This window comes from Pseudoalteromonas ardens, assembly GCF_030125445.1.
GTDB lineage: Bacteria > Pseudomonadota > Gammaproteobacteria > Enterobacterales > Alteromonadaceae > Pseudoalteromonas > Pseudoalteromonas ardens.
In genome coordinates, this window is record NZ_JASJUV010000009.1 from 92,785 (window position 1) to 115,403 (window position 22,619).

The 22,619-nt window shown below is 48.9% G+C and carries 13 protein-coding genes; 9 read left to right on the top strand and 4 right to left on the bottom strand.

Features of this window, described 5'->3' with window-relative positions; genetic code table 11:
* Positions 1–19 precede the first annotated feature (19 nt).
* Genes QNM19_RS21265 through QNM19_RS21275 form a run of 3 tightly spaced genes read left to right on the top strand, consistent with a single transcriptional unit; the run spans position 20 to position 4,732 of the window.
* Positions 20–838 carry an MBL fold metallo-hydrolase gene (locus tag QNM19_RS21265; RefSeq protein ID WP_049866451.1) on the top strand — a complete coding sequence of 273 codons (819 nt, stop codon included), beginning with the start codon at positions 20–22 and terminating at the stop codon, positions 836–838.
* Positions 835–3,063 (top strand): CHASE2 domain-containing protein, encoded by a 2,229-nt coding sequence (locus QNM19_RS21270; protein WP_049866452.1) that lies wholly within the window; start codon positions 835–837, stop codon positions 3,061–3,063. Before QNM19_RS21265 ends, QNM19_RS21270 begins: the two co-directional genes overlap by 4 nt.
* Positions 3,064–3,073: 10 nt before the next feature.
* Entirely contained in the window at positions 3,074–4,732 is a 1,659-nt protein-coding gene (locus QNM19_RS21275; RefSeq protein WP_284027182.1) for an HD domain-containing phosphohydrolase, read from the top strand.
* Positions 4,733–5,708: 976 nt separating this feature from the next.
* On the opposite strand, the gene QNM19_RS21280 is transcribed toward QNM19_RS21275, so the two are convergent.
* From QNM19_RS21280 to QNM19_RS21295, 4 genes are all read right to left on the bottom strand, one after another.
* The gene (locus tag QNM19_RS21280) at positions 5,709–7,901 is read right to left on the bottom strand and encodes a winged helix-turn-helix domain-containing protein (protein ID WP_284027183.1); all 2,193 of its coding nucleotides are present in this window, start codon (positions 7,899–7,901) and stop codon (positions 5,709–5,711) included.
* Positions 7,902–8,283: 382 nt separating this feature from the next.
* On the bottom strand, positions 8,284–9,480 hold the full coding sequence (locus QNM19_RS21285) for a YncE family protein (protein ID WP_049863883.1): 1,197 nt from the start codon (positions 9,478–9,480) through the stop codon (positions 8,284–8,286).
* Positions 9,481–9,564: 84 nt separating this feature from the next.
* Positions 9,565–10,605, bottom strand: a complete 1,041-nt coding sequence (gene rsgA, locus QNM19_RS21290) for a ribosome small subunit-dependent GTPase A (RefSeq protein ID WP_049863882.1) — start codon at positions 10,603–10,605, stop codon at positions 9,565–9,567.
* Between the two features lie 231 nt (positions 10,606–10,836).
* Complete coding sequence (locus tag QNM19_RS21295; protein WP_010384945.1) at positions 10,837–11,736, bottom strand: response regulator; 900 nt, start codon at positions 11,734–11,736, stop codon at positions 10,837–10,839.
* 219 nt (positions 11,737–11,955) lie between these two features.
* Here QNM19_RS21295 and QNM19_RS21300 point away from each other — a divergent pair, with 219 nt between their 5' ends.
* The 6 genes from QNM19_RS21300 (at position 11,956) to QNM19_RS21325 (ending at position 22,052) form a co-directional block, all read left to right on the top strand.
* Positions 11,956–12,606 carry a GumC domain-containing protein gene (locus tag QNM19_RS21300; RefSeq protein ID WP_156202218.1) on the top strand — a complete coding sequence of 217 codons (651 nt, stop codon included), beginning with the start codon at positions 11,956–11,958 and terminating at the stop codon, positions 12,604–12,606.
* Positions 12,607–12,690: 84 nt separating this feature from the next.
* Positions 12,691–16,602 carry a two-component regulator propeller domain-containing protein gene (locus tag QNM19_RS21305; protein WP_197094255.1) on the top strand — a complete coding sequence of 1,304 codons (3,912 nt, stop codon included), beginning with the start codon at positions 12,691–12,693 and terminating at the stop codon, positions 16,600–16,602.
* 221 nt (positions 16,603–16,823) lie between these two features.
* Positions 16,824–17,525 carry an AzlC family ABC transporter permease gene (locus tag QNM19_RS21310; protein ID WP_049863879.1) on the top strand — a complete coding sequence of 234 codons (702 nt, stop codon included), beginning with the start codon at positions 16,824–16,826 and terminating at the stop codon, positions 17,523–17,525.
* 10 nt (positions 17,526–17,535) lie between these two features.
* A complete protein-coding gene (locus QNM19_RS21315) occupies positions 17,536–17,847 on the top strand; it encodes an AzlD domain-containing protein (RefSeq protein ID WP_284027184.1) in 312 nt (103 codons plus the stop codon).
* A 167-nt stretch (positions 17,848–18,014) separates the two neighbouring features.
* Positions 18,015–18,335: a hypothetical protein gene (locus QNM19_RS21320; RefSeq protein ID WP_049863877.1), complete on the top strand. Its 321-nt coding sequence runs from the start codon at positions 18,015–18,017 to the stop codon at positions 18,333–18,335.
* A 162-nt stretch (positions 18,336–18,497) separates the two neighbouring features.
* On the top strand, positions 18,498–22,052 hold the full coding sequence (locus tag QNM19_RS21325; protein ID WP_156202217.1) for a fibronectin type III domain-containing protein: 3,555 nt from the start codon (positions 18,498–18,500) through the stop codon (positions 22,050–22,052).
* Positions 22,053–22,619: the final 567 nt, after the last annotated feature.

Genomic DNA, 22,619 nt, shown 5'->3' on the forward strand with positions numbered 1-22,619 from the left:
AGTCACCAAAGGGTTAGGTATGAAAATAAAGTTTTATGGTGTGCGGGGGTCCACCCCCACACCGGGGCCAACAACCGTCCATTATGGCGGTAACACTGTGTGTGTAACCCTTGAAAGCGATGCTGGTAAACGTATGATCCTGGATGCGGGGACCGGGCTCAGGATACTGGGCCAGGAGTTGATGCATACCCGTCAGCCTTTTTACATCTTACTGAGCCACAACCATTGGGATCATATTCAGGGCTTTCCGTTTTTCATTCCCGCATACATTGCCAAACGCCAGATTACCATTGTTCCTGGTGTCACAGAAGAGCATGCCCCTGACGCCATTTTAAAGCAAATGCAGGGGAGTTATTTTCCTGTACCACACAACACCTTAGCGGCTGATATTCAGGTAACCCCACAAGTACAGGACCAGTGGCAATATGAGGACTTCGACATTCGCCGCTGCGCGATGAACCATCCAGGTGGTGGCAGTGCCTACCGCATTGCGGCTGACGGTATCGACGTGGTATACGCGACCGACAATGAGCTGAACCCGCCAGGCCTGCCCGTCACGTCATTTCAGCAGTGGGTTGATTTTGTTAAAGACGCAGACTATTTGATCCACGATGGCCAGTTTGTACCGGATGATTACCCGCTCAAACACGGCTGGGGGCATTCACTGATCAAAGATGCGCTGCTTCTTGCCGAACAAGGGGCCGTAAAGCATCTTGTGCTGATCAGCCATGATCCGGACCGCAGCGATGCAGCACTGGATCAGATAGCCGCTGACATTCAGCGCCAGAACCGGCCTTTCAAAACCATTCTGGCTCGCGAGGGATTAACACTGCCATGAGCCTTCCGCGATTATGGCGTAAATATTATCAGCAATGGCTATGCGGCCTCTTTCTTATCGCTCTGTTTATCGCCTTGCAATTGCTCACATTATCCCCGGCCTCGCCCTATGGCGACGCTTTGAAACGCCTGGAGGGCCTGGGCTACGACTTGCGTTTGAAGTCGACTCTGTCTCTGCAATCGCGCTCTTTTTTACCCATTGTGATTGTCGATATCGATGAGCCCAGCCTCAAACAAGTCGGCCGCTTCCCCTGGAGCCGCCATGTGATGGCACGTTTACAATCCCAGCTGGCAGATGCGGGCGTAGCCGTCATTGCCTACGACATCTTATTTTCAGAACCGGAACTGAACCCAGCCCGGCAAGTGCTCAGCCATCTTGATACGCAAACCTCAGCCAATGTCTCCCACACGTTACACGCTCTGGCCCCAACCATAGATGCTGACAAAGCATTTGCCAGCCGCTTACAAGAAACAGACACTGTACTTGGTCTGCTGTTCGAACATCAGCCTGACATTCTCGTCGGCACGTTACCTGAGACCATTTTTTTCAGTGCCATTCCCGCCACCGCGTTGCCCGTCCCTGCCTTTGCCGGACATGTTGCCAATGTCTCAGCATTACAACAAAACAGCCCCGGCAGTGGCTTTATTAACAGCGCCCCGGACAGCGATGGTTTCATTCGTAACTCGATGCTATTGGCCAAGCATCAGGGGCAGCTTTATCCTGCACTGGCACTGGAAGCAGCGCGACTCTATACCATGGCTGACCAAGTCGAGGTGGTCACTAAACCCTTTGGCACCGGGCACAGCGTTGAGGGAATACGCCTGGGTACAGCGCTTATTCCAACGGATGACTACGGCCGCGTCAACGTCCCTTACCGGGGCCCAGCCTTCAGCTTTCCCTATGTCTCTGCAGCTGATGTTCTGAACGGCCAGATAGACCCGGAGCTGTTTGATCAGGCCATTATCTTTGTCGGTACGTCCGCAGTTGGTCATGCCGATCTACGAACGACGCCTGTGGGTGTCCAATATCCCGGTGTTGAGGTGCACGCTAACGTGCTAGAGGGTCTGGTTTTTCCAGAGTTGTTGCCGAGCAGACCCAACTGGATGGATGGGGCTGTGATTATGTTATTGCTGTTACTGGGCCTCTTGTGCGTATTTATTTTACCGCGCCTCGAAGTATTGGGCATTGCAGTCTTTACCCTCTGTGTGAGCGGATTGTTTATCACACTGAGTGCGTATTTATGGGTCAAGCTCAGGCTGGATTTACCTCAAGTTGCGGTACTGGCCATGTTAATTAGCCAGGCCATGATCCTGGGTAGTCTGGGGTTTGTCAGAGAGCACAAAGAGCGACTCCAGATAAAATCGATTTTCGATCAATATGTCCCGCCTGCCCATATTCAGGCGATGTTAGACAACCCGGACAGTGTGTCTATGGAAGGGGAGAAACGTGACATCACCGTGCTGTTTGCTGATATTCGCTCCTTTACCACTATCTCAGAGTCCCTGGATGCAGGTCGGCTCAAGTCTTATCTCAATCAGTATTTCTCACCCATTACACGGATCATCTTCGAGCATCAGGGCACCATAGACAAATATGTGGGCGACATGGTGATGGCTTTTTGGAATGCCCCCCTGCCAGTTCAGAAGCACCCCGAACTGGCAGTACGCTGTGCCATGGCAATGCAAGAGCAGGTAGATGCACTGCAAGAACCCATGCGCCAGCAATCATTACCACCGTTTAAAATTGGTATTGGGCTCAATACCGGTGATATGAATGTGGGAGACATGGGGTCTGAATATCGACGCGCCTACACCGTACTCGGCGACGCCGTGAATTTGGGCTCCCGGCTTGAAGGTCTGACTAAATACTACGGGGTGGGCATTCTCATCAATGAAACGACGCATGCGCAATGCCCGGGCCTGGTATGTCGCCCCATTGACAAGGTCAAGGTCAAAGGCAAAAACCAGGCCGTCACGGTATATGAACCGATTTGCAGTCACGAGGCATTAACCCCAGATATACGTGAAGAACTGGACGCCCATGAACAAGCCTGGTCACTTTATTTATCACAACAATGGCAGCAGGCTCAGGCAGCTTTTACTAAACTTAAAGAACGCTCACCAGAGCGAAAAATCTATGCGCTACTTAGTGAGCGGATCTTGGTCTTACAGGCTAACCCGCCCGGTGAGCAGTGGGATGGCAGCTACACCCATACATCGAAATAGCAGGTGAGATATGGAACAGCATATTCGAAACATCGCAAATAAGTTTGAGCAGGCAGGCTCACAGGTCGCGCTGCAACACCTGCTCAAATTGGCCATTGAGCTGGCATCAGAGCACGATACAAGTCGACTTCTGGAAAACATCCTGCTTTCAGCGATGGAGCTTAGCGCAACCGACGGGGGGACCATCTATTCCGTCACTGAGGACATGCAGCTGCAGTTTGCCACACTGATAAATGGGCCGTTGGATCTGCATATGGGTGGCACCTCCAATCAGCCAATCCCTTTTCCTCCGATCCCTATCTACCTGGACAATGGACAATGCAACGAAAGCGCTTTAGTCGCGCTGGCTGCGGCAAAGCGGGAAATGATCAAGATAGACGACGTATACGAATGTGAAGAATACGACCTGTCCGCTGCACGAGCGATGGATGCTAAAACGGGTTATCACACGCAGTCCGTGCTTACCATTCCTTTACTCAATCATGAACAAGAGCTCAATGGGGTGCTACAACTGATCAACCCACACAGTAAGGGCGAAATAGTCCCTTTTTCCAGACAGCAAACCGATATGATTTGCTCCATTGGCGCCCTGGCCGCTGTGGCACTGACGAACCGACAGCTTATCGATGGTATGGAGACCCTCTTTCAGGCCTTTACCCGTCTGATTGCAAAGGCCATTGACGAAAAATCGCCTTATACCGGGGGTCACTGTAGACGCGTGCCTGAACTCACCATGATGATTGCCGAAGCGGTACATGACGCCACGTCAGGCCCTATGGCTGACTTCTCCATGACGGAAGCCGATCGGGCCGAGCTGTCATTAGCGGGCTGGCTGCATGATTGCGGGAAAATCGCCATTCCTGAATATGTTATGGATAAGGCCACCAAACTTGAATCGGTAAACGACAGAATCGCGTTAGTCGATGCCAAAATTGAACTGGCAAAGCGCGACCTTGAGCTCGACTATACGAAACGTATTTTTCGTTTTGAACGGGATGGTGACCAAGCCCAGGTCAATCATCTTAGAGTTGAATTGGAGGAAAAACTCACTCAACTAGAGCAAGATCGACAATTTTTACGACATGCTAATATCGGCGGCGAATTCATGCGCGACGAAGACCAGCAACGCGTTAAACACATCGCCGAACAAACATCCGTGCGGATCGGCACTGAGGTACAACCCTTATTAACTGAAAACGAAGTCTATAATCTGAATATTGCGCGCGGCACGTTAACTGCCGAGGAGCGCAGGATCATCAATCGCCATATGGATATCACACTGGAAATGCTCGAAGCACTGCCCTTCCCCAAACATTTGCGTCGCGTACCCGAATTTGCAGGCGGTCATCATGAAAAGATGGACGGCACGGGATACCCAAGAGGGTTAACACGTGAGCAAATGTCTATCCCCGCCAGGATTATGGCCATTGCCGATATTTTCGAAGCGCTCACAGCAGCAGATCGTCCCTATAAAGATGCGAAAAAGCTGAGCGAATGCTTGTTCATTATGGGGAAAATGAAACTAGGCGACCACATTGACCCTGACTTGTTTGACGTCTTTGTCGATTCGAAAGTGTATTTGAAATATGCACACCAATTCCTCAAGCCTGAGCAAATTGATGAAGTGGCGCACGAGCAGATCCCGGGCTTTGAGAAAAAACAGGGCTGAAAAACAAAGGCCAATATTGGTGGGTATTGACCACTAGCTGTGACGACTTGTTGTTTAACAGCCCCATATTTAATGGTGACATTATTATTGTTGTTATTATTTAATTTGGAATACGATCTTCCTTTTACAGCAAGCAACACCTGTTAATGCTATTGATGAATCTAACCAGCGATACAGCGGCAGTAGGTCCGCTGCATCGCCGGCAATCATTCCTTGATTCTCATCGACCTATCCTTGTAACAATCCAGAACACTGACAATGCGAGTGGCAGGCTGTCACTCTGTGCTTCCAACACTATTCCTGTTGCTCTCCCTGTGTTGGTCCGGATCTCTGTTATTATTATTATTATTTCACCTGCTTGTTGCATAAGGCGCAACATATACACTCAGAAAGACTACATAACAATCTGAGGTACATCCTGAGCTAACACCAAACCCTATACGTTCATTCCTTCAGAGTCCGGCACTGACTTCTTCCTTTCCTTGCAAGAAGTGCGTTGTCTGCATGTCACTTGCCTTCCTTGATAGTGCTGGCAAACCACACCAGGTTGCAGACTAAGTTACAACCTTTCATCAGTCCCTGTCCGGTTGTTGCTAACTCGGAGCAAACTATAGAAATTTATCTCAATTTTCTAAACAACTGTTACATCTCTTTTTTATAACCAAAAAAAAATAAGCCATTTTTTCAATGGCTTATTTTAAATTTATTGCTGGATTAATTGAATTTTGAGTTAACGCAAAATTTTGTCATGCGGTTTTTCGCAGTCTAAAATTCCACAAACCCAGATAGGGTTTCGTGGGCCAGTTTCGCTTGCGTACGTAGAAAATGACCCTGCAACAGAGAAAAGAGAGATAATGGTGATACTGATTATTTTTTTCACACTAATGATCCTTTTGTTTTTTATTAAGTAGAGCGAGCAAGGAGAATAGAGCTAGGGTGGGCGACCCAAACACTCGGCCCCCTTTCAGGTATAATCTTAGTGATCTATTTTAATTGTTGCAATAGAGGTGTCATTTAATTGCACCGACAGTGAAAGGACTTTATCTCCACCTATATTTGTCGCTATGGTAGGGTAAAGAGCAAAAAAGCGCTCTTCATAAACGAGATGCAAGTCCGTCTGCCAGTTTAGTTTGTGCAGATAAGTGTTACGTTCATCAAACGCCGTCCAGATAATATGCTCACCGCGGACGTACCAACGGCTAATATATCTAAAGTCAATTGGATGATTCAATGCTCTTGCCGGGCCGGTAAGAGTAGGTAGATAGAAAAGCTGTGCATCAATTGGCTCAGCGGCGATAAAACCAGTGCCTGCCGGGCGGATAGAGCGATACCCGGATAACAGCAGACTACTGATTTTAGAAGCTATATTATAGCTTTGTATTTCCCACTCACCCGCAACATTTACCCCGTAGTAGATAGCGCTGCCGTCTGTACTAAACGCAGCATCGCTGCTGGTCTCCATAGATGAGGTAATATAACTAACCTGACTGTGTTCAAACGAGTAAAATGCCAGCTTGGGACCTTCCTTAAACAAAATCCCACCGGCCTGATACGATACATCCAGTAATTCAACATTCTCATCAGAGCTGTAATAAGAATCAATCTCTCTGTTGCTCATCGCCATCCTGCCAATGGTTGTGATCCCATTTCTTAAGTGCATCACCCATCGATGCTCAGCTGACAGTTCATCATATAGCATAGCGACAACCTGAGGTGCGGTATTGATAATCTGCTGAACTTCTAATTGCGGGACGAGTTGATGTTCTATATACAGACGCTTCGCCCGGCTGAACTCTTTTTGCAGCAACACAATATCTGCGCCATCATGGGTATCAAAGCTGCGCAGCAACATATCGCCATCTTCGATCAATCTGATTTGATCCCCTGTCAGACTGTCAACCTGGAAAAGCGCGCCTGTGGCCATAACCAGCAAAGACGTATTGTTTTTCCATTCAACGCCGTACAACTTGTGTTTAGTGCTGTGAATCAAAGTTTCTTCTTTTGTTTTTAAATCAAACAACAAGATGTGGAACTGACCTTTGATCTTTTTTATCAATGCCAGTTTCTGTTTATCCGGTGACAAGCTAACATCAAACAATATTTCACTCGCGTCGCTGGGGGCCAGCATGCGCAAATATTCTCGTGTATGCAGATCAAGCGCGTACAGTGTCATTTCACTTTCCAGATCCACTAACATAGGTAATAGCAGCTCTGATGCATGGCGACCACGGGAAGGATCCCCTACCGCAACCACACCTTCTATCAGGGTAATCCTCCCTGACTCAGGTTCAGACAAGGTCAATGGCAACAACTGAACAGACGTTTTTCCACCACTTAAATCGCTGTATATTATAACTTTATCATTCTGGGCAAACTGCACAAGCGCAGCATTATTGGCATGATAGGTAAGTTGTCTGATCTTGTTATTTTGCCTGTCAAGCAAATATACCTGTCGGTCTTCCTCAATAGACGTACGGCCAGAAAAGGCGATATATCGACCATCCAAAGACACCGATAAGTCATATTTTTCACCATTAAACCCCGTCAGTTGGTCAAGATCGCTAACATTAGCCAACTGACTATCTAAAACATACTTCACAATGGTGTCATACTTAGTCCAGCCAATCGTCGCAGAAAGAAATATAACCATTACTATCAAAAGCTTATAAGTGAGGCTCGATGATTTATCTGGGGTAGCGGGCTGGCCTTCAGCAGGGTTTACAGGCGCTTCAGATACACTGTTTGATGCCTCCACGGGCCCACTGTCAACCTCCTCAGCAGGCGATTTAGCAACCTTCATTTCTTTTACAGAAGTGGGCGGGGTCTCTAACGCGTCAACAGGCTCAATATCGCAAACTAACTTGTAACCGCGCTTTGATACTGATTTCACATAACGCGCATTCGCAATATCAGTGTCATCAAGGATCAATCTGAGCTTTTTAACGGCGCTGCGTACTGCTGTATCCGAAACCACGCGATCAGACCATACTTGCTGGTGCAACTCTTCAATGTTCACATACCTGTCTTTGTTTTCATACAGATATAGCAACAACGCCATTACCTTAGGTTCAATAGCAACCTCGTTGGCATCGCGATATAAAACCTGATCGCTCAGATCCAGAACAAACGCTCCGAGTTTTGTCAGTTTAATATCCAGTATCGAAGACATGGCATCCAATCAAAGTGGTCAAAATTTCCAGTTCTTGATGGACGATTAGACAGCCGAATCCGGCGCACAAGTACTACGCTCAGGCGCTCTCGGATACCTCAGGCAAGGTATTATCCCAATAAATGAGAGTATTCTAAATTTTCAAATCGTCACAACGCATTAGACTAACAGGGAAAAGAAATGAAGTTCAACTAAAACCTGACGATCTCATGGCAACCAAGGTTAAAACTTATTACAAATATGACCAATCATTTCCATTTTCGCAATTCAATACACGAAAGACCATTTACTCGCATAAATGATTCACACTTGTGCCTCTTCCATGATCACACCACTTTGCTTTCAATAGACCTGTTCTCACTGACTAAAATGCGGATGCGGCTCACTGGCCGCATACATTCGCATAGATATGGATCACGTCACTCCTGGCAAAACTGATTGCTACCTTGTCTTGAGAGATAAACGCCGCAGAGGTAGGTGCCTGGGCGCCACCTACATCAAGTTGTGACAAGTACTGCCAATGAGTATCACTTTTACGTTTAAAAATATAAACCTGATCTGTAGACTCAGACAACGCCAGCATGCAATGTCCTGCAGGGCCAAAAGCCAAACGTGACACAGCGGTCAGCTTTTGGTTATCTGACACCTTCAGCTCTGTAGAGGATATATAATTGCCCTGTGGATCAGGAGAATAGATAAATACACTGCGCTTATCCACCACGAACAAGCGCTCGGTTCCGGGCGCAAAAGTCACAAATACAGGCTCAATCAACGCTTCTTGGTGCCCAACAGGCAAGGTTTGTTGCAACTTAAGTGGCTGTGTATCTGAGACCTCAAACAGCGCAATTTGATTTGCCTGCATGCCCGCCACGGCGACTTTCAGGCCGCTATCAGATTGCGCGACCGACACAGCGCCACCCAGCGCATTGACCTGCTCAACCCGAATTGTCTGGCGTGTGCTCAGCTGTCCCTGTGTGGACGTCAATTGCACCAATGCCTGCGACACATTTGCCGCCACATAACTGGTGCCAGCAGCATCACCAACAATGGCATACGGCCCCAACAAGGCCAGCTTATCCTCTTGTGTTGACATGGGCTTACCCTGTTTGAACACGCGCTGGATATCAATTCGGTCAGATAAATCAGACTGCAAAATCAATGTATCATTGCGATCCAACCGAAACTGAGCAACCGCACCACTGTAAAAGCTAACGACCTGAATATCCCTGTCAGCCCCCGAAAACGTCATATCCGATGCACCAACAAGCGTACCGCGAGCGCGCTCACCTGACATCATATCCAGCATAGTCAAAGTGTTATCATCGGCAACACGATATGCAGTCAATGCATCATCATCCGCACTGACCGCATACAATATCCTGTCTGTGTCATCAAATAACAGTCGCCGAACATTATCCAGCCCATCGATGCCATTTTGATTATCGACATAACGATGCAGCAAAGCAGCGTCGTCAACTGGGTCATCTGACATTGCGCATCCAGCTATCAAGCCGCTCAAACCAAATGCGACAAAGAGCCCCACCAGACAGGGCTCTCGTTTTCTATTTGCCAATAACATAGTACTCCTTTGGGATAGGTATTTAAGTGGCTGTATTAAAATAAAAATGTCAGGCTATGCGCTGAGCATAGCCTGACGCAGGTATTAAGACGCTTTAAATCGCTCCCTGTCTTTCACTATCTGCTTAACCAGTTTACCAAACGACTTCTCTTTGGCGCGTCTTTGCGCCAGGGTGGAAGTATTAAAAGCATTCTCTCGGTTCAACTTAAGGTAGTTATTCAACCGCCTTTGACTCAGCTCGCCGGATTCAATCGCGCGATGTACGGCACATCCGGGCTCTTGATCGTGCTGACAATCATTAAACCGGCATTGCTCACTAAGCAGTTCTATATCAGCAAATGCCGAGCTGATCCCCGTATCGCACCCACCCAGTTGTAACTCCCGCATCCCTGGTGTATCGAGCAACAAAGCACCTGATGGCAAGGTAACCAACTCCCGGTGCGTGGTTGTGTGCCGTCCTTTTCCGTCGTCCTCACGGATACTGCCAGTTTGCTGATGGTGTGCGCTCATCAGCGTATTGGTCAACGTTGACTTGCCAACGCCTGATGACCCCAGCAATACGATCGTCTGGCCTCTGGCAAGCCAGGGAGACAAACGTTCTGCACAGTCGGACGCTTGCGTGTTCAGTGCCAGCACATCCAGGCTGGCGTCCAGCTCGCGCACCATAGTGAGTGCCTGCTCCGTATGGTCAACCTGATCGGCCTTAGTCAGCAGAATGACGGTTTGTACGCGCGAACTGTGCACCAGTGTCAGGTAGCGCTCCAGTCGGTTCAGATTAAAATCTTCATTCAGTGAACACAAAATAAAGGCAGTATCGACATTTGCCGAGATTAACTGCCACTCCCTCTGTGTCCCTGGCGCCTTCCGTCTGAAACAACTGTGCCGCTCCAGCAAGCGGATATATCGTTGCTGACTGTCCAGCAGTACCCAGTCGCCTACGGCGAGTGTATCCATGGCTGGTGTTACTGGCAGGGAAAAGCTCCCAGTGTCGCTTTGTACTGAAATACAGCTTCGATGTACCGAGGCTACGCGCACAGGACAGGCGTTGCTCCACTCTTCAAGTGAAAGCTGTTGTTGAAAAAAGGGTGTCCAGCCTAAGCTGGCGAGTATCTGAAAATTGGTCATGACGACCCCTTAACAATGATGTTAATACTTGAGAAAGGGGCTGAGTGCCCCGGTAGATACCGGGCGAAAAGAAGTGCTGGCTAGACTAAATTTAGTTAATTGAGCCAGTCTGCCCGGTCGGTTTGGTTACTATCATCATTGTCCTCCTGGGTGTTTTTCCGTCAATTCCGATTACATCATATCGGATCGACGCACAGAGTCAATGTATCCTTGAGAGGTATAGAAAGAGCATCATACTCCAACAATCAACATCTTACCTTGTGCCATCCCCTCTCGCTCACAGCTTAAATCAATTCGACTGTCGAGTGGGTACTGGTATAAGCGCTCCAGTTTGGGATGGGTTTTAGTGAGGAAAGAGCAGCTTCTGACAAACAAACTCATTTTGCTTTGTTTATCGACGAATGCATACGCCGTTTTGGCCAGTGCCTCTTTGCAGGCAGCCATAATTTGTGGATTCACCTGATTTAAATGAATGGCTTTGTGTGCCTCTTCTTGTGGGATCACTTGCAGGCTGCTGGCCAACACACACGCCGCATAGATATCTAACACCCCAATCACCCGAGGTTTCTGACTGCCCCGCTCAGCATAGACCACCATCATACACGGCACTTTGCTTTCATCCAGTTGCTGCGCTTTGATGGGTTTTAACACAAGTGAGTTACTGATGTTTTTTTGCATCAACCGCTCAAGTAAATCGGTTTTCGGCAAAGCCAGCTCCTCTCTGAGGGGAACAGCTTCATCCTCCACAATCACTTCATTGGCTTCCTGCTCCAACACCAGAGGCATAATGGCGCTACGCAGGGCATCATCACTGAAAGGTTTTGACAGGAAAAAAGCACAGCCTAACGAGGTCGCATAGTCAATTTGCGCTGTATCATCAACCGTGGAGATCATCGCCACGGGGAGATCAGGGTGGCTGACACGCACTAGCTCAAGCAACTCTATGCCGGTTTTATCCGGCATGTGCCAGTCAGTCAATATGATTTGGGGCTGCCAGCTGGTTATCTGTGCCAATGCATCATCAACGCGACTGGCACACTGCAAAAGCAGCTTGCGGTACTCAAACTGTTGCAAGGCCCGGCGGATGATCTCACAGGTCGCATGGCTGTCGTCAACGATCAGAACTTTCACTCTTTACCCTAACGCAATTATTCTTCTTCAGTATAGGCAGAATTTTGAACGAAAACTAAACTTATCTTATTGATAAACAAAAGCGGCGTATCTCAGCTCATGGTTCCTCTCGAAGTTTACCAATACGTAGCACTGAATGTGGGGCTTTTGATCCTGGCGGCTTGGTTCTATATTTTGTTATTGATTTTAAGAGAGTTTCGTCATTTTGCCGGAACTTTTTTGAACCACAAGCAGGATACACCAGCCAATGATGAACTACTTGCACAGTGCCGTGAAGCCGTGGCCCGTGCCAGCCAGTTTTCTCAGCAACATAGCCAGACCATCTCTGAACTTTTGCAGGTGCAAATGACACTGGAAAATCAGTTGTCACAGATCCGCGCATCCACCGCTGATCACATCACCAAAGAAGAGCAAGGCTCCATCAATGAGTTAAATAAAAAGCTGATCCGCTCTCACAAGCTCATTAAACGCCTCAAAGGCGAGCTCGACAACAGTGACAAAAAGCTCCAGCACGTCAGCTCCAAACTGGAGCATCAGTTCCAGTCTACCGATACCTTGCGCCAGGCAAATACGCAATTACAAGAGGAGCTGGAACAACTGAAGCAAACCAAAGCCAGTACCTCCGCCAATACCATGAGCGATCAGCAAACTCAGACATTGCTCAACCAGTACAAACGTCAGATCGAGGAGCAGAATCAGTTGATAGATCAACTCTCCGTAGAACACGAAGGCGACGGCAGTAGTGCAGAAGTGGCCGCCCTGAAAACCGAGCTTGAGCAAACCCGGCAAAAACTGAAGCACCTGAGTAAAGAGAAAAATTTTGTGGAAAGTCGTTACCTTGAAGCCATTAAACAGACTAAACCAGAGTAACTGCGCGCCAGCCATGCCTGGTCATCTATACTGGTTATGGACGTATTGGTATCACCTCAACGCACTGATACCGGAGGGTTGGCAGTGACTACATTAAGGCGTGTATGGCATGCAATTCTGATTACTTTATTGTCATGTACTTACCTGATCTCCAATCAGGGTTTGGCCGCCGTTCCAGTCTCTCAGACGAACATAGCGCAGACGCAAGCAACCGGGGTAAACACACCGTTTTTCGACACCGGTGAACTGATTTTTCAGACCATAGGTGACAATGAGCAAATCCCCAAAGGGGTGGTCACCGCGCTGGCTCAGGACCGGGATGGATTTATCTGGATCGGCACCCAGTTTGGCCTTATCCGTCACGATGGCTACCGGTTTGTGCCTTTTCAACATGACCCGCGAGACCAGACGAGTCTGTCTGGCAATTTTGTACGTACGTTATGGACCGGCCAAGACGGACGGATCTGGGTCGGCACCTTCTCTGATGGCGTGTCTGTTTATGATCCCAAAAGTGGCCAATTCAGTCGCTTTGCACATCATCGCTCAGCAACAGATAGCCTGCCTCACAACACAGTGCGTTCACTGACTGGCGACAATCAGGGTAATTTGTATGTTGCCACAGACAACGGACTTGCGCATATCCAGACACAAACAGGCCAGGTAACGCGGCTGCGTGTTGAGGGCTGTGATATACCACTGCAACAACCCAGGCTCCGCTCAATCTTGCTGACAGACACCGATACCTTGTGGCTGGGCAGCAAAAGTGGTTTGTGTCACATCACCTTACCTGCTTTACGGGCAACTCAGAATGTGAACTGGCAGCAACCACTGGCTGGCAAAACGCTGCCAGCCTTTAATCATCAGAACGTATTTAGACTGTTCCAGGCGATTGATCGCTCCATCTGGATTGGCACCACAGATCATGGCGCGGCCTTTTTCATGCCCGGCTCTGATCAGGTCAGGCGGATCACGCATCGCCCGGATGATCCCTCCAGCCTGAGTTATCACTGGGTCAACGGCATTGCGCAACCCAATCACCAGGAGATCTGGCTGAGCACGTCCGGCGGCGGTATCACCGTGGTGGATGCCACAACCGGCGCGGTAAAGCGCCATATTCGTCATGATCCCCTCAACCCCTACAGTATTAACCTTGACTCTATGGGTGCCCTGCTCGTTGACGCGTCCGGGCTTATCTGGGCAGGCACCTGGGGCAATGGACTTAATCGCCACAATCCACACAATGGCGCGTTCAGAACCTTTGTCCGACGACTCACCTACCCACATTCGCTAAGCCATGTCGATGTCCGCAGTTTTGCCGAGCTCAGTAATGGCATGATATGGGTTGGCAATGCGCAAACGGGGATCGACATCATAGATCCACAGATCGGCGTGGTGGCCGGCCACCGCCCCGATCCATCAGATCCAACCAAACTCGCCGATGGCTATGCCCGGACGATCCGCCAAACCTTTGATGGCAATATCTGGGTCGGCTCGGCAAACACCGGGTTATACCATTTTGATCCCGATACCCAGCATTTTACGCGCTTCAGCAAAGCAGATGGCCTGCCCGGTTATCAGGTTGTCACCTTGCAAGAAACACCTGGCGGCCAATTATGGGTCGGCACTGGCGAAGGACTGGCCCTCATGGACATTAATACGCGCCAGATCCAAACCTTAGATCACTTTACTGATCACACCATTTTACTTGGAAAATCAGTGCTGAGTATGACCTACTCGGCACCCAGTTACCTATGGGTAGGGACTCGCAATGGCCTGTTTGTGCTCGACTTAGCAGCGCACAGTGTCAAGGAGATCAGTGCCCAGGCTGGTACCACTGAGACCTTGTCAGACAATTATATTAATAGCCTGCTGATTGATAGTCAGGGACACCTGTTGGTCGCCACGCCCCATGGACTCGACAAGCTGGTCCACTTTGACGGCCACCACGCCCGGTTCGAATCGCTGGATCAATTAGTTGGCAGACCAACTGGCACTGCAGGTAACCTGCTGGAAGATGATCAGGGGCGTCTCTGGAACGGCTATGGCTGGCTAGATCCCGTGAATCGCCGTTTTGCAGACTTGAGCGTCGCCGATGACTGGGATACCGGAACCATGTGGACCGGCTCTTATACTAAGCTGCGTAACGGCACTTTGCTGTTTGGCGGTACGAAAGGGATCCTCTTGTTACGCCCTGAACTGTGGACCTCCTGGGACTATCATCCTCCTTTGGTGATCAGTGAACTGGCGGTCAATAACCACCCCGTAACCAACACAAATCAGCTTACCCTGCAACCCAATACCCGCAGCTTTTCCGTCGAGTTTGCGGCACTAGACTATACGGCCCCACACAGCAATCGCTATGCCTATCAGCTCATAGGTTATGATGACGACTGGATCCAGGTGGATGCCAGCAAGCGCCATATCACCTATTCGCAATTACCACCTGGCGACTACCAACTCAGGGTTAAGGGGAGCAATCGCAAAGGTCAATGGAGCCAGCATCAGCTCACGCTGGCGATTACTCAGTTACCGGCCTGGTATGAGACTTGGTGGTTTCGCCTGGGGCTGGGGCTGCTGATCACCACTTTATTATACCGGGCGTATCTGTGGCGGATAAAAGAGCTTAAGCAGCAACAAGTTGTGCTGGATAATCTGGTTCAGTCCCGCACTGAAAATATCACCATGCTGGGCACCATAGGCAAAGACATCACCTCCACTTTAGATCTCTCATCGGTGCTGGAACGTGTCTATAAACACGTCAACGAGTTGATGGGCGCAGACGTCTTTGTGGTCGGGATCCTGGATACCGAAAATCAGCGCATATCCTGTCGACTGGCGATTGAAAAAGGCCAAAAACTACCCGAATTTGAATATGCTTTGTCCGACACCCAGCGCCCCGCTGTCTGGTGCGTCACTCACCAAAAAGAGCTCAGGGTCAATCAGATCAGCGAACTGACGCAGTTTGTTAACCACATTGCAGCGCCGGTCAGCGGCGCCGAGAGTGAGTCGCTGGTTTACCTGCCACTGATTATTGATACCCGGACCATTGGCTGCCTGACCGTGCAGAGCTTTCAGCCACATGCTTTCAGCGACAACGATGTGCAAATGTTACGTACAATTGCCAACTACACCGCCATTGCCCTGGCAAACGCCGACGCTGTGGCCCAGCTTGAGAGCACCTTCAACCAGTTACAAACGGCCCACGAAGAACTCAAAGTTACTCAGCAACAACTGGTACAACAGGAAAAAATGGCGGGACTGGGTCGCTTGGTATCCGGCGTTGCCCATGAAATTAATACGCCGCTTGGGATTGGCATTACGGCCGGCTCTTATGCCAGTAAAGCACTGGCAGAATGCGAGCAAAAACTGGCTGACGCACGACTCAGCAAAGATAATCTTGAGCAGTTTCTTGCCACACTGAAAGAAAGCCTGCAATTGCTGGAATCGAATCTGAATCGTGCAGCACAGCTGGTGAAAAACTTTAAGCAGGTGGCTGTCGACCAGTCCATAGAAGAGCTCAGTACCATCAATCTGCCGGACTATCTCAACGATGTGCTGACCAGTTTGCACCCCAAATGGAAGCACACCCAGGTCACGGTAAAAACCGATTTTCCGCCAGAGGCCCGCTTATCCACTTACCCGGGTGCCATTGCCCAGATCCTTACAAATTTGGTCGATAATGCCATTAAACATGGATTCGAAGATGGAAAACAACCCGGTACCATATGCATTGCGATTAACTCCCAATCGCAGCAGCTTACCTGGACAGTATCTGATGATGGCGCTGGCATGAGCGAAGAAACGCGGGATAAAGTCTTTGAACCATTTTACACCACCCGACGCAGCAGCGGCGGGACCGGGCTGGGGATGCACATTGTCTTTAATATCGTGACTCAAAAACTCAAAGGCACAATCGAGTGCCAAAGCGAAGCCGGGCAGGGGTGCCGCTACACCATAGTGCTCCCAAGTCAGTCGGCTGACACCAGTACAGACTAACATCAGATATTCGCAAGTTTTTCCGGGGGCACGCTGTCTGCATTGTCAGTACGTCCGCACATGTGCTCAAACGGTGCCGTCAAATGCTGTTCAACACCTGATTAAAGATTGACTTTTGCTTATTGCCCGAGGGTTCTGTTCAAGGTACATTCGTACACTAAAAGAACAATAATCATCAGCCTTCGCAGGTTGCCATACCATTCACAGGTCAGGTAAATATAATGAGTTCGGAGCAAACACAGCCAGTCAGATCCATTAAACTGGCCGCATTTTTTGACATTCTTCCCCTGTCTATTGCCGTGATCCCCTGGGGGATTTTGTGTGGCTCATTGGCCATTCAGGTCGGGCTGAGCCCGTTGCAATCACAACTGATGTCGCTGCTGGTCTTTGCCGGTGCTGCGCAACTTTCTGCCCTGACTCTGGTGGGCGCCGGTGGCGGGATCGCCACCATTTTGGGCAGTACTGCTGTGATCAGCTCACGCCACTTGCTCTACTCTGCAACTTTTCGCAGTCATGCAATGGGTTTACCCTTGCATCACAAAATGCTGATGGCCTTTTTGCTCACCGATGAAATGTTTGCGGTCACGGAAAATAAGCGCAAAGAGCTCGGTTATTTCCCGTTAGATTATGCCTTGATCTCAGGTGCCACATTTTATGTCATCTGGAACCTGTCCACACTGGCTGGCATTGTGGCCGGCACCAGTATTCCGGATCTTGAAAGCCTTGGACTCGAATTTGCCATAGCCGCCACCTTTATTGCCATGGTGGTGCCCAATATTAACTCATCGCCGGTGCTCGTGGCGGTGCTGGTATCCGCCTGTTGTGCTGTGCTGTTTCACAAATTCGAGGTGCCAAACGGCCTGTTGCTGTCTGCGCTGCTCGGCATGGTGGTGGGCTATCGTTTAGACAAAGAAACCAGCTAGGAGGCAAGCCATGAGTTACGATCTGATTTTATTAATGGCGCTGATCACCTTCTTTATGCGCTACGCTTTTTTTATGGAAAAGCTGCCCGTCAAACTCGACCTGAGAGTGCAACGGTTTTTAAGTTACACTGCGCCCTGTATTTTGACCGCGATGGCGGCACCAATCGTATTTGGCGAAGTGACATTCAATACGCATGCTCTTACCAACCCCTTTTTGTTGGGGGGAATACTGACCATCATATTAAGCCTGCTGGTGAAAAACACCCTGTTCGTTGTAGTGGCGAGTATGGGCATCTTCTTCGCACTAAAAGCCCTGTTATGAATACATATAATAGCTGACCTAACTACAGTGGATAGCGAATTTGGCGATTAATGCAAGCTTCGATAGAGCATCATCCAAAAACAAATTAGCAACATATTTGCATCAAGTGTTGAATTTAATTAATGCATACAGAATAATATTGTTTTTATAAAAGGACCAAACAAATCATGAAGCTCATTTCCATTCTCACATTATCTTTATTGCTACCGCTCGCACCAGCAGCTTTCGCAGCAAAAGGCGTCGGTCAAGTTGAACGTATCTATCCAAGTGGCGGTAAAGTATTCTTCCGTCTCAAAGGCGATGAGTGTAAGCAAAGTGCCAATGCCGGCAATACCTACTGGTATTTTGAACTCGCAGACGCCACTGCAGGGGTGAACGTATCTATGTTACTGGCTGCCGCAAACACATCTAAAACGATAAAGATCGGCTACCCTTCCTGTGACCCGACAAAAAACCAAAAGATAAACTACCTCTATCAAGACTTTTAATTCACCAAGGTATAGCACCATCTAAAAAATGAAAAACAGATGGTTTATCCCATTGCCTTTTTATTGTGCTATGCCTTTCATGCCAATTGGCCCCCATAAAGAGCTATGCTACAAGTAATTGGCTCATCTCGGTCGATCGAACTATAAAAATAAAACACGCATATGAAAGTTATAACACACTTACTCTTGTGGCTTACACTCGCTGCCAGTTTTCAATCGCTTGCTATCAGCAGCCCAAGCTTTAGCCTCAGTACATATAGTATGTACCGGGGGAACACAGTAACGCTATCCTGGAGTCGTCCCAGCGGCACACAGTATTTCAATCTATGGGTACTCAAGCCTGGCGATACCTGGTTGAAATTCAGAGGGGGTTACACCAGCACCTCCTTTAACCGTTATATCAATAAAAACGGCACCCATACTTTTTACGTCGAGGCATGTGATACCAGCGGATGCAGCGCATCAGGATCGGCATCCGTCACCGTCAGTGAACCTCCTCCTCCTGGGCCGAGTGCTGTGCGGGGGTTCTCTTTATCCACCTCACAAATATACACTGGCGGCAGCGTGATGCTGCAGTGGCAACCGCCGAGCAGCTATTCAGGTTCACTTTATTATCGCTTACGCACTAAAAAGCCAGGCGGAAACTGGTTTGTATTTCGAGATGTTTCGGCCCCAAATTTCCTCCGCTCAGGGATCAATCTGGCAGGTACTCATTATTTCCAGGTCCAAGCCTGTGATTCATGGAACCAGTGCAGCTACTCCTCCGTACATAGCCTCTCGGTGCTATCACCGCCCCCGGTACCAGATGCGGTTGCGGGACTGTCTGTCAGCAAGACGCAACTAAATTATGGCGACTCCGTTAAGATCAGTTGGCGTAAACCCGGCAACATCAGTGATACGACTTACTACGATGTCTATATCACTAAGCCAGGCGCACAACCCGGGCTGCCAGATGAGCATTTTCTATGGCATGATAATTTCAGAGCAACTGAACTGACACGTAATGAGATATACCGTCGGGGTGCAACCAAAGTGGGTATCGTGCCGTGCAACGTGCTCAATCAATGTGGTCCATTGCGTGAAGTCAGTTTTACGGTAGGTGGCACACTACCCCAACCCACATTTACCCGAAATAAGTCTGTCATTCGTCAGGGAGAACAAGTCACTTTCAACTGGTCGCTCCACCCCTATTACAAAGACACGGTCGGTTATACGCTCTACCAGCATTCGCAAGGAACGACGCGTAAAATAGCAGGCCCACTGGCGGCTACCGTACAAAGCTTTACTCATACACTCAATGAAGTTGGCAGCAGTACTTTTTACCTTGAAATGTGCAACACCTATGGTGAATGTAACAATAAATCACTCACTGCGTTGACTGTGCGGGCGACACCTGTGATCACCCATGCCGCGGTAACGCAGTTGGCGGTCAATAAATCTGATATCACTTACGGTGAGCATGTCGCACTATCATGGCAACGCCCGGCAGGCTACGATGAAAACAGTGGGCTGGTATTTGATGTCTATGTGACTAAGCCCAGTCCGAACCCGGATGAAGCAGATATCCGCTTCCTGTGGCGTGATAACCACCCGTCTCTTACATTGACACGGGGCCCCAATTATCGTCGTGGCACCATTAAAGTAGAAGTCGTGCCATGCCAGGCAGAACAATGCGGTTTGAGCCGTTCCGTGTCTTATACCCTCAGCGGTAACACGCTGCCTGCAGCGACACAGTTTACCGTTAAACAAAATACCGTGTTTGCCGGAAATGGGTTTGACTTTAACTGGCAGTTCCCTGAGTTTTTTCAAGAAGCCGTGACCACTCAATTATGGGTCAAAGCACCAGAACAAACTGCGCTGCAAGAATACCAAGTCAACGCGCCTTTGCATGCTCCGGGTCAGTATACTTTTTATCTTCAGTACTGTGATCAGAAGGCGCCCACAATATGTAATGACTATCTCAGTCACCCAGTCACAGCAACGGTCAAACCGATCAAAGTCACGAACCTGAGGGTTGATAAAGCCAACATCAATTACGGTGATTCTGTCACGATCTCTTGGAACAAGCCCAATGGCTATACAGGTGCCCTTACCTATGATGTATATATTACCAAGCCCAGCTCGGAGCCTGGCCAACCAGATCAGCGTTTTTTGTGGCAGCGTGCCCTCACTGATACTCAAGTAGTACGAGGCCCGAATTACCGCCGTGGTCAGATTGGTGTGGAAATACATCCTTGCCTGCCAGATGGCAGCTGTGGTGAAGTCACGACAACACAGTACACACTTGATGGAACCATCCTGCCTGACGCAATACAATTTACCAGTGAAAAGCCCGAGTATTATCTGAACGAGTCGGTGTCTTTCAACTGGCAAATGCCAGAGTTTTTTAAAGAGCCCATCACTACCCAACTGTGGATGACTTCTCCCGGCAGCCAAACCATCAGTCTGTACACCCCAGGCACCGGTCTGACGCAAAAAGGCACCTATACCTTTTATCTGCAAACCTGCCTGACCAACTACAGCACCGTGTGCAGTAAACAGCGCAGCACTGCCACCTCAGTCGTGGTCAGTGACAATGCCGCCTTGCTCAAAGTAGAGGATCTAACGGTGTCCGCCAACGACATCGTTTATGGAGAATCTGTCACCCTATCCTGGAAAAAGCCATCCGTTTATCAGCAAGATATGGTCTATGATGTTTACATCACCAAACCCAGTCAGTATGCCGGGGAGCCCGAACAGCGTTTCCTGTGGCAGGATAACTATACCGACACGTCACTTGAACGGGGACCTAACTTTCGACGCGGTACCATCAAAGTCGAAGTGCAACCTTGTACCTTGTCAGGGCAATGTGGCCAATTGACTGAAGTCGCTTTTCAGCTCACAGATAGCCACCTGCCCACAGTCACCTTTGAACCACTGCCGGAACGCGTCTTTACGCACCAAACGGTCACACTGCAATGGCAGATCCATGAGTTTTTCCAGGAACATGTCAGTTACACGCTGTATGTCAAATCACCAGGTCAGCAACAGCTAACCATGCTGGGGGAATTCGACTCACGCACCGAACAATCGCGTTTCCAGTATCAGTTCACCGACGCTGGCGAGTACACTTTCTCTGTTCAGGCATGCGATAAAAAAACCAATGGGACTATCTGTAGCATACTTGAAAGTTCAGAACTGGTGGCAAACGCAGAGCCTCTGAGGCTCACATTGAGTGTGGAAAATGGCAATCTGCAATGGACAGATGTTGCACAGATCAGCCACTACTTGCTGGAAGTCGCTGACTGCACACAAGGCTGCACCAGTGGCGAAGTACTGAACTGGCAAAACATCCCACTGTCAGGAGCACAGTCTCACTATGACGCAAGCAAGGTGACCGGGCTGAGCGCATACAGGGTTAAAGCATGTTTTAGCGATACCATTTGTAGTGGCTGGAGCAATCAAGTACTGCACGACCCGAATGCAAGACTCCTGACGGGCAAAATCGCAGAGTTCAATATCATCTCTTCTCTGGTTCGGATACGCATTAAAGGCGATACCTGTAAACGTACAGAAAACGGTCAGTTCTGGACACTGGACCTCCTGACTCCGGCAGGGAGCGTTACGTACAACCTACTCAAAACTGCCCATTCCCAAGACCGCGCTTTGGTTTTCTCTCTGCCGACCTGCCAGACAGATAGAGATCAGCCAATTATTGAGCTATATCAGGATTACTGATAGACCGATGCAAAACGACCCATAGTCAAAAAACGGGCCCATCAAAAGGGCCCGTTTTTTTCAAGGCTAACCAGCCCTATCTACACCGCCAACCAAACCGGAGAATCGAATCGTCAGCTCTGCGTTGCCTTCAAGCTTAAAAGGCAATGTATAACGCACGATATCAAAGCGATCCGGGCCACCACGGGTAACGCAATTCGTTTGTCGCGATAACGCAGCTCAATCTGACTCAGTATCAAGTCAAGAGAATCATAAGCAATATAATCAATAAGTTGAGATAAGCTATAAGCAAGTGTGGTTTCACCGCTAAAGGTGCATTCACCCGGCGATATCATCAGCTTGATGTGCTGCTGCCCAACCGATATCCCTTTTGCATTTCGGTAATCCGTTGCCAGTACGGGCTGTGAAAAAAGGTCATTAAAAATAAAAGAGCGACCGCACCTAATCTATAAGCCATTGTTATTATTACTTCCTGTAGATCCGTTCCCTTCTTACTACGCAAAACCAGGTGCCCAGAAAAGCACCACAGCATGAGTGAGTTTTCGAATTATTCATCATTTTTACGTA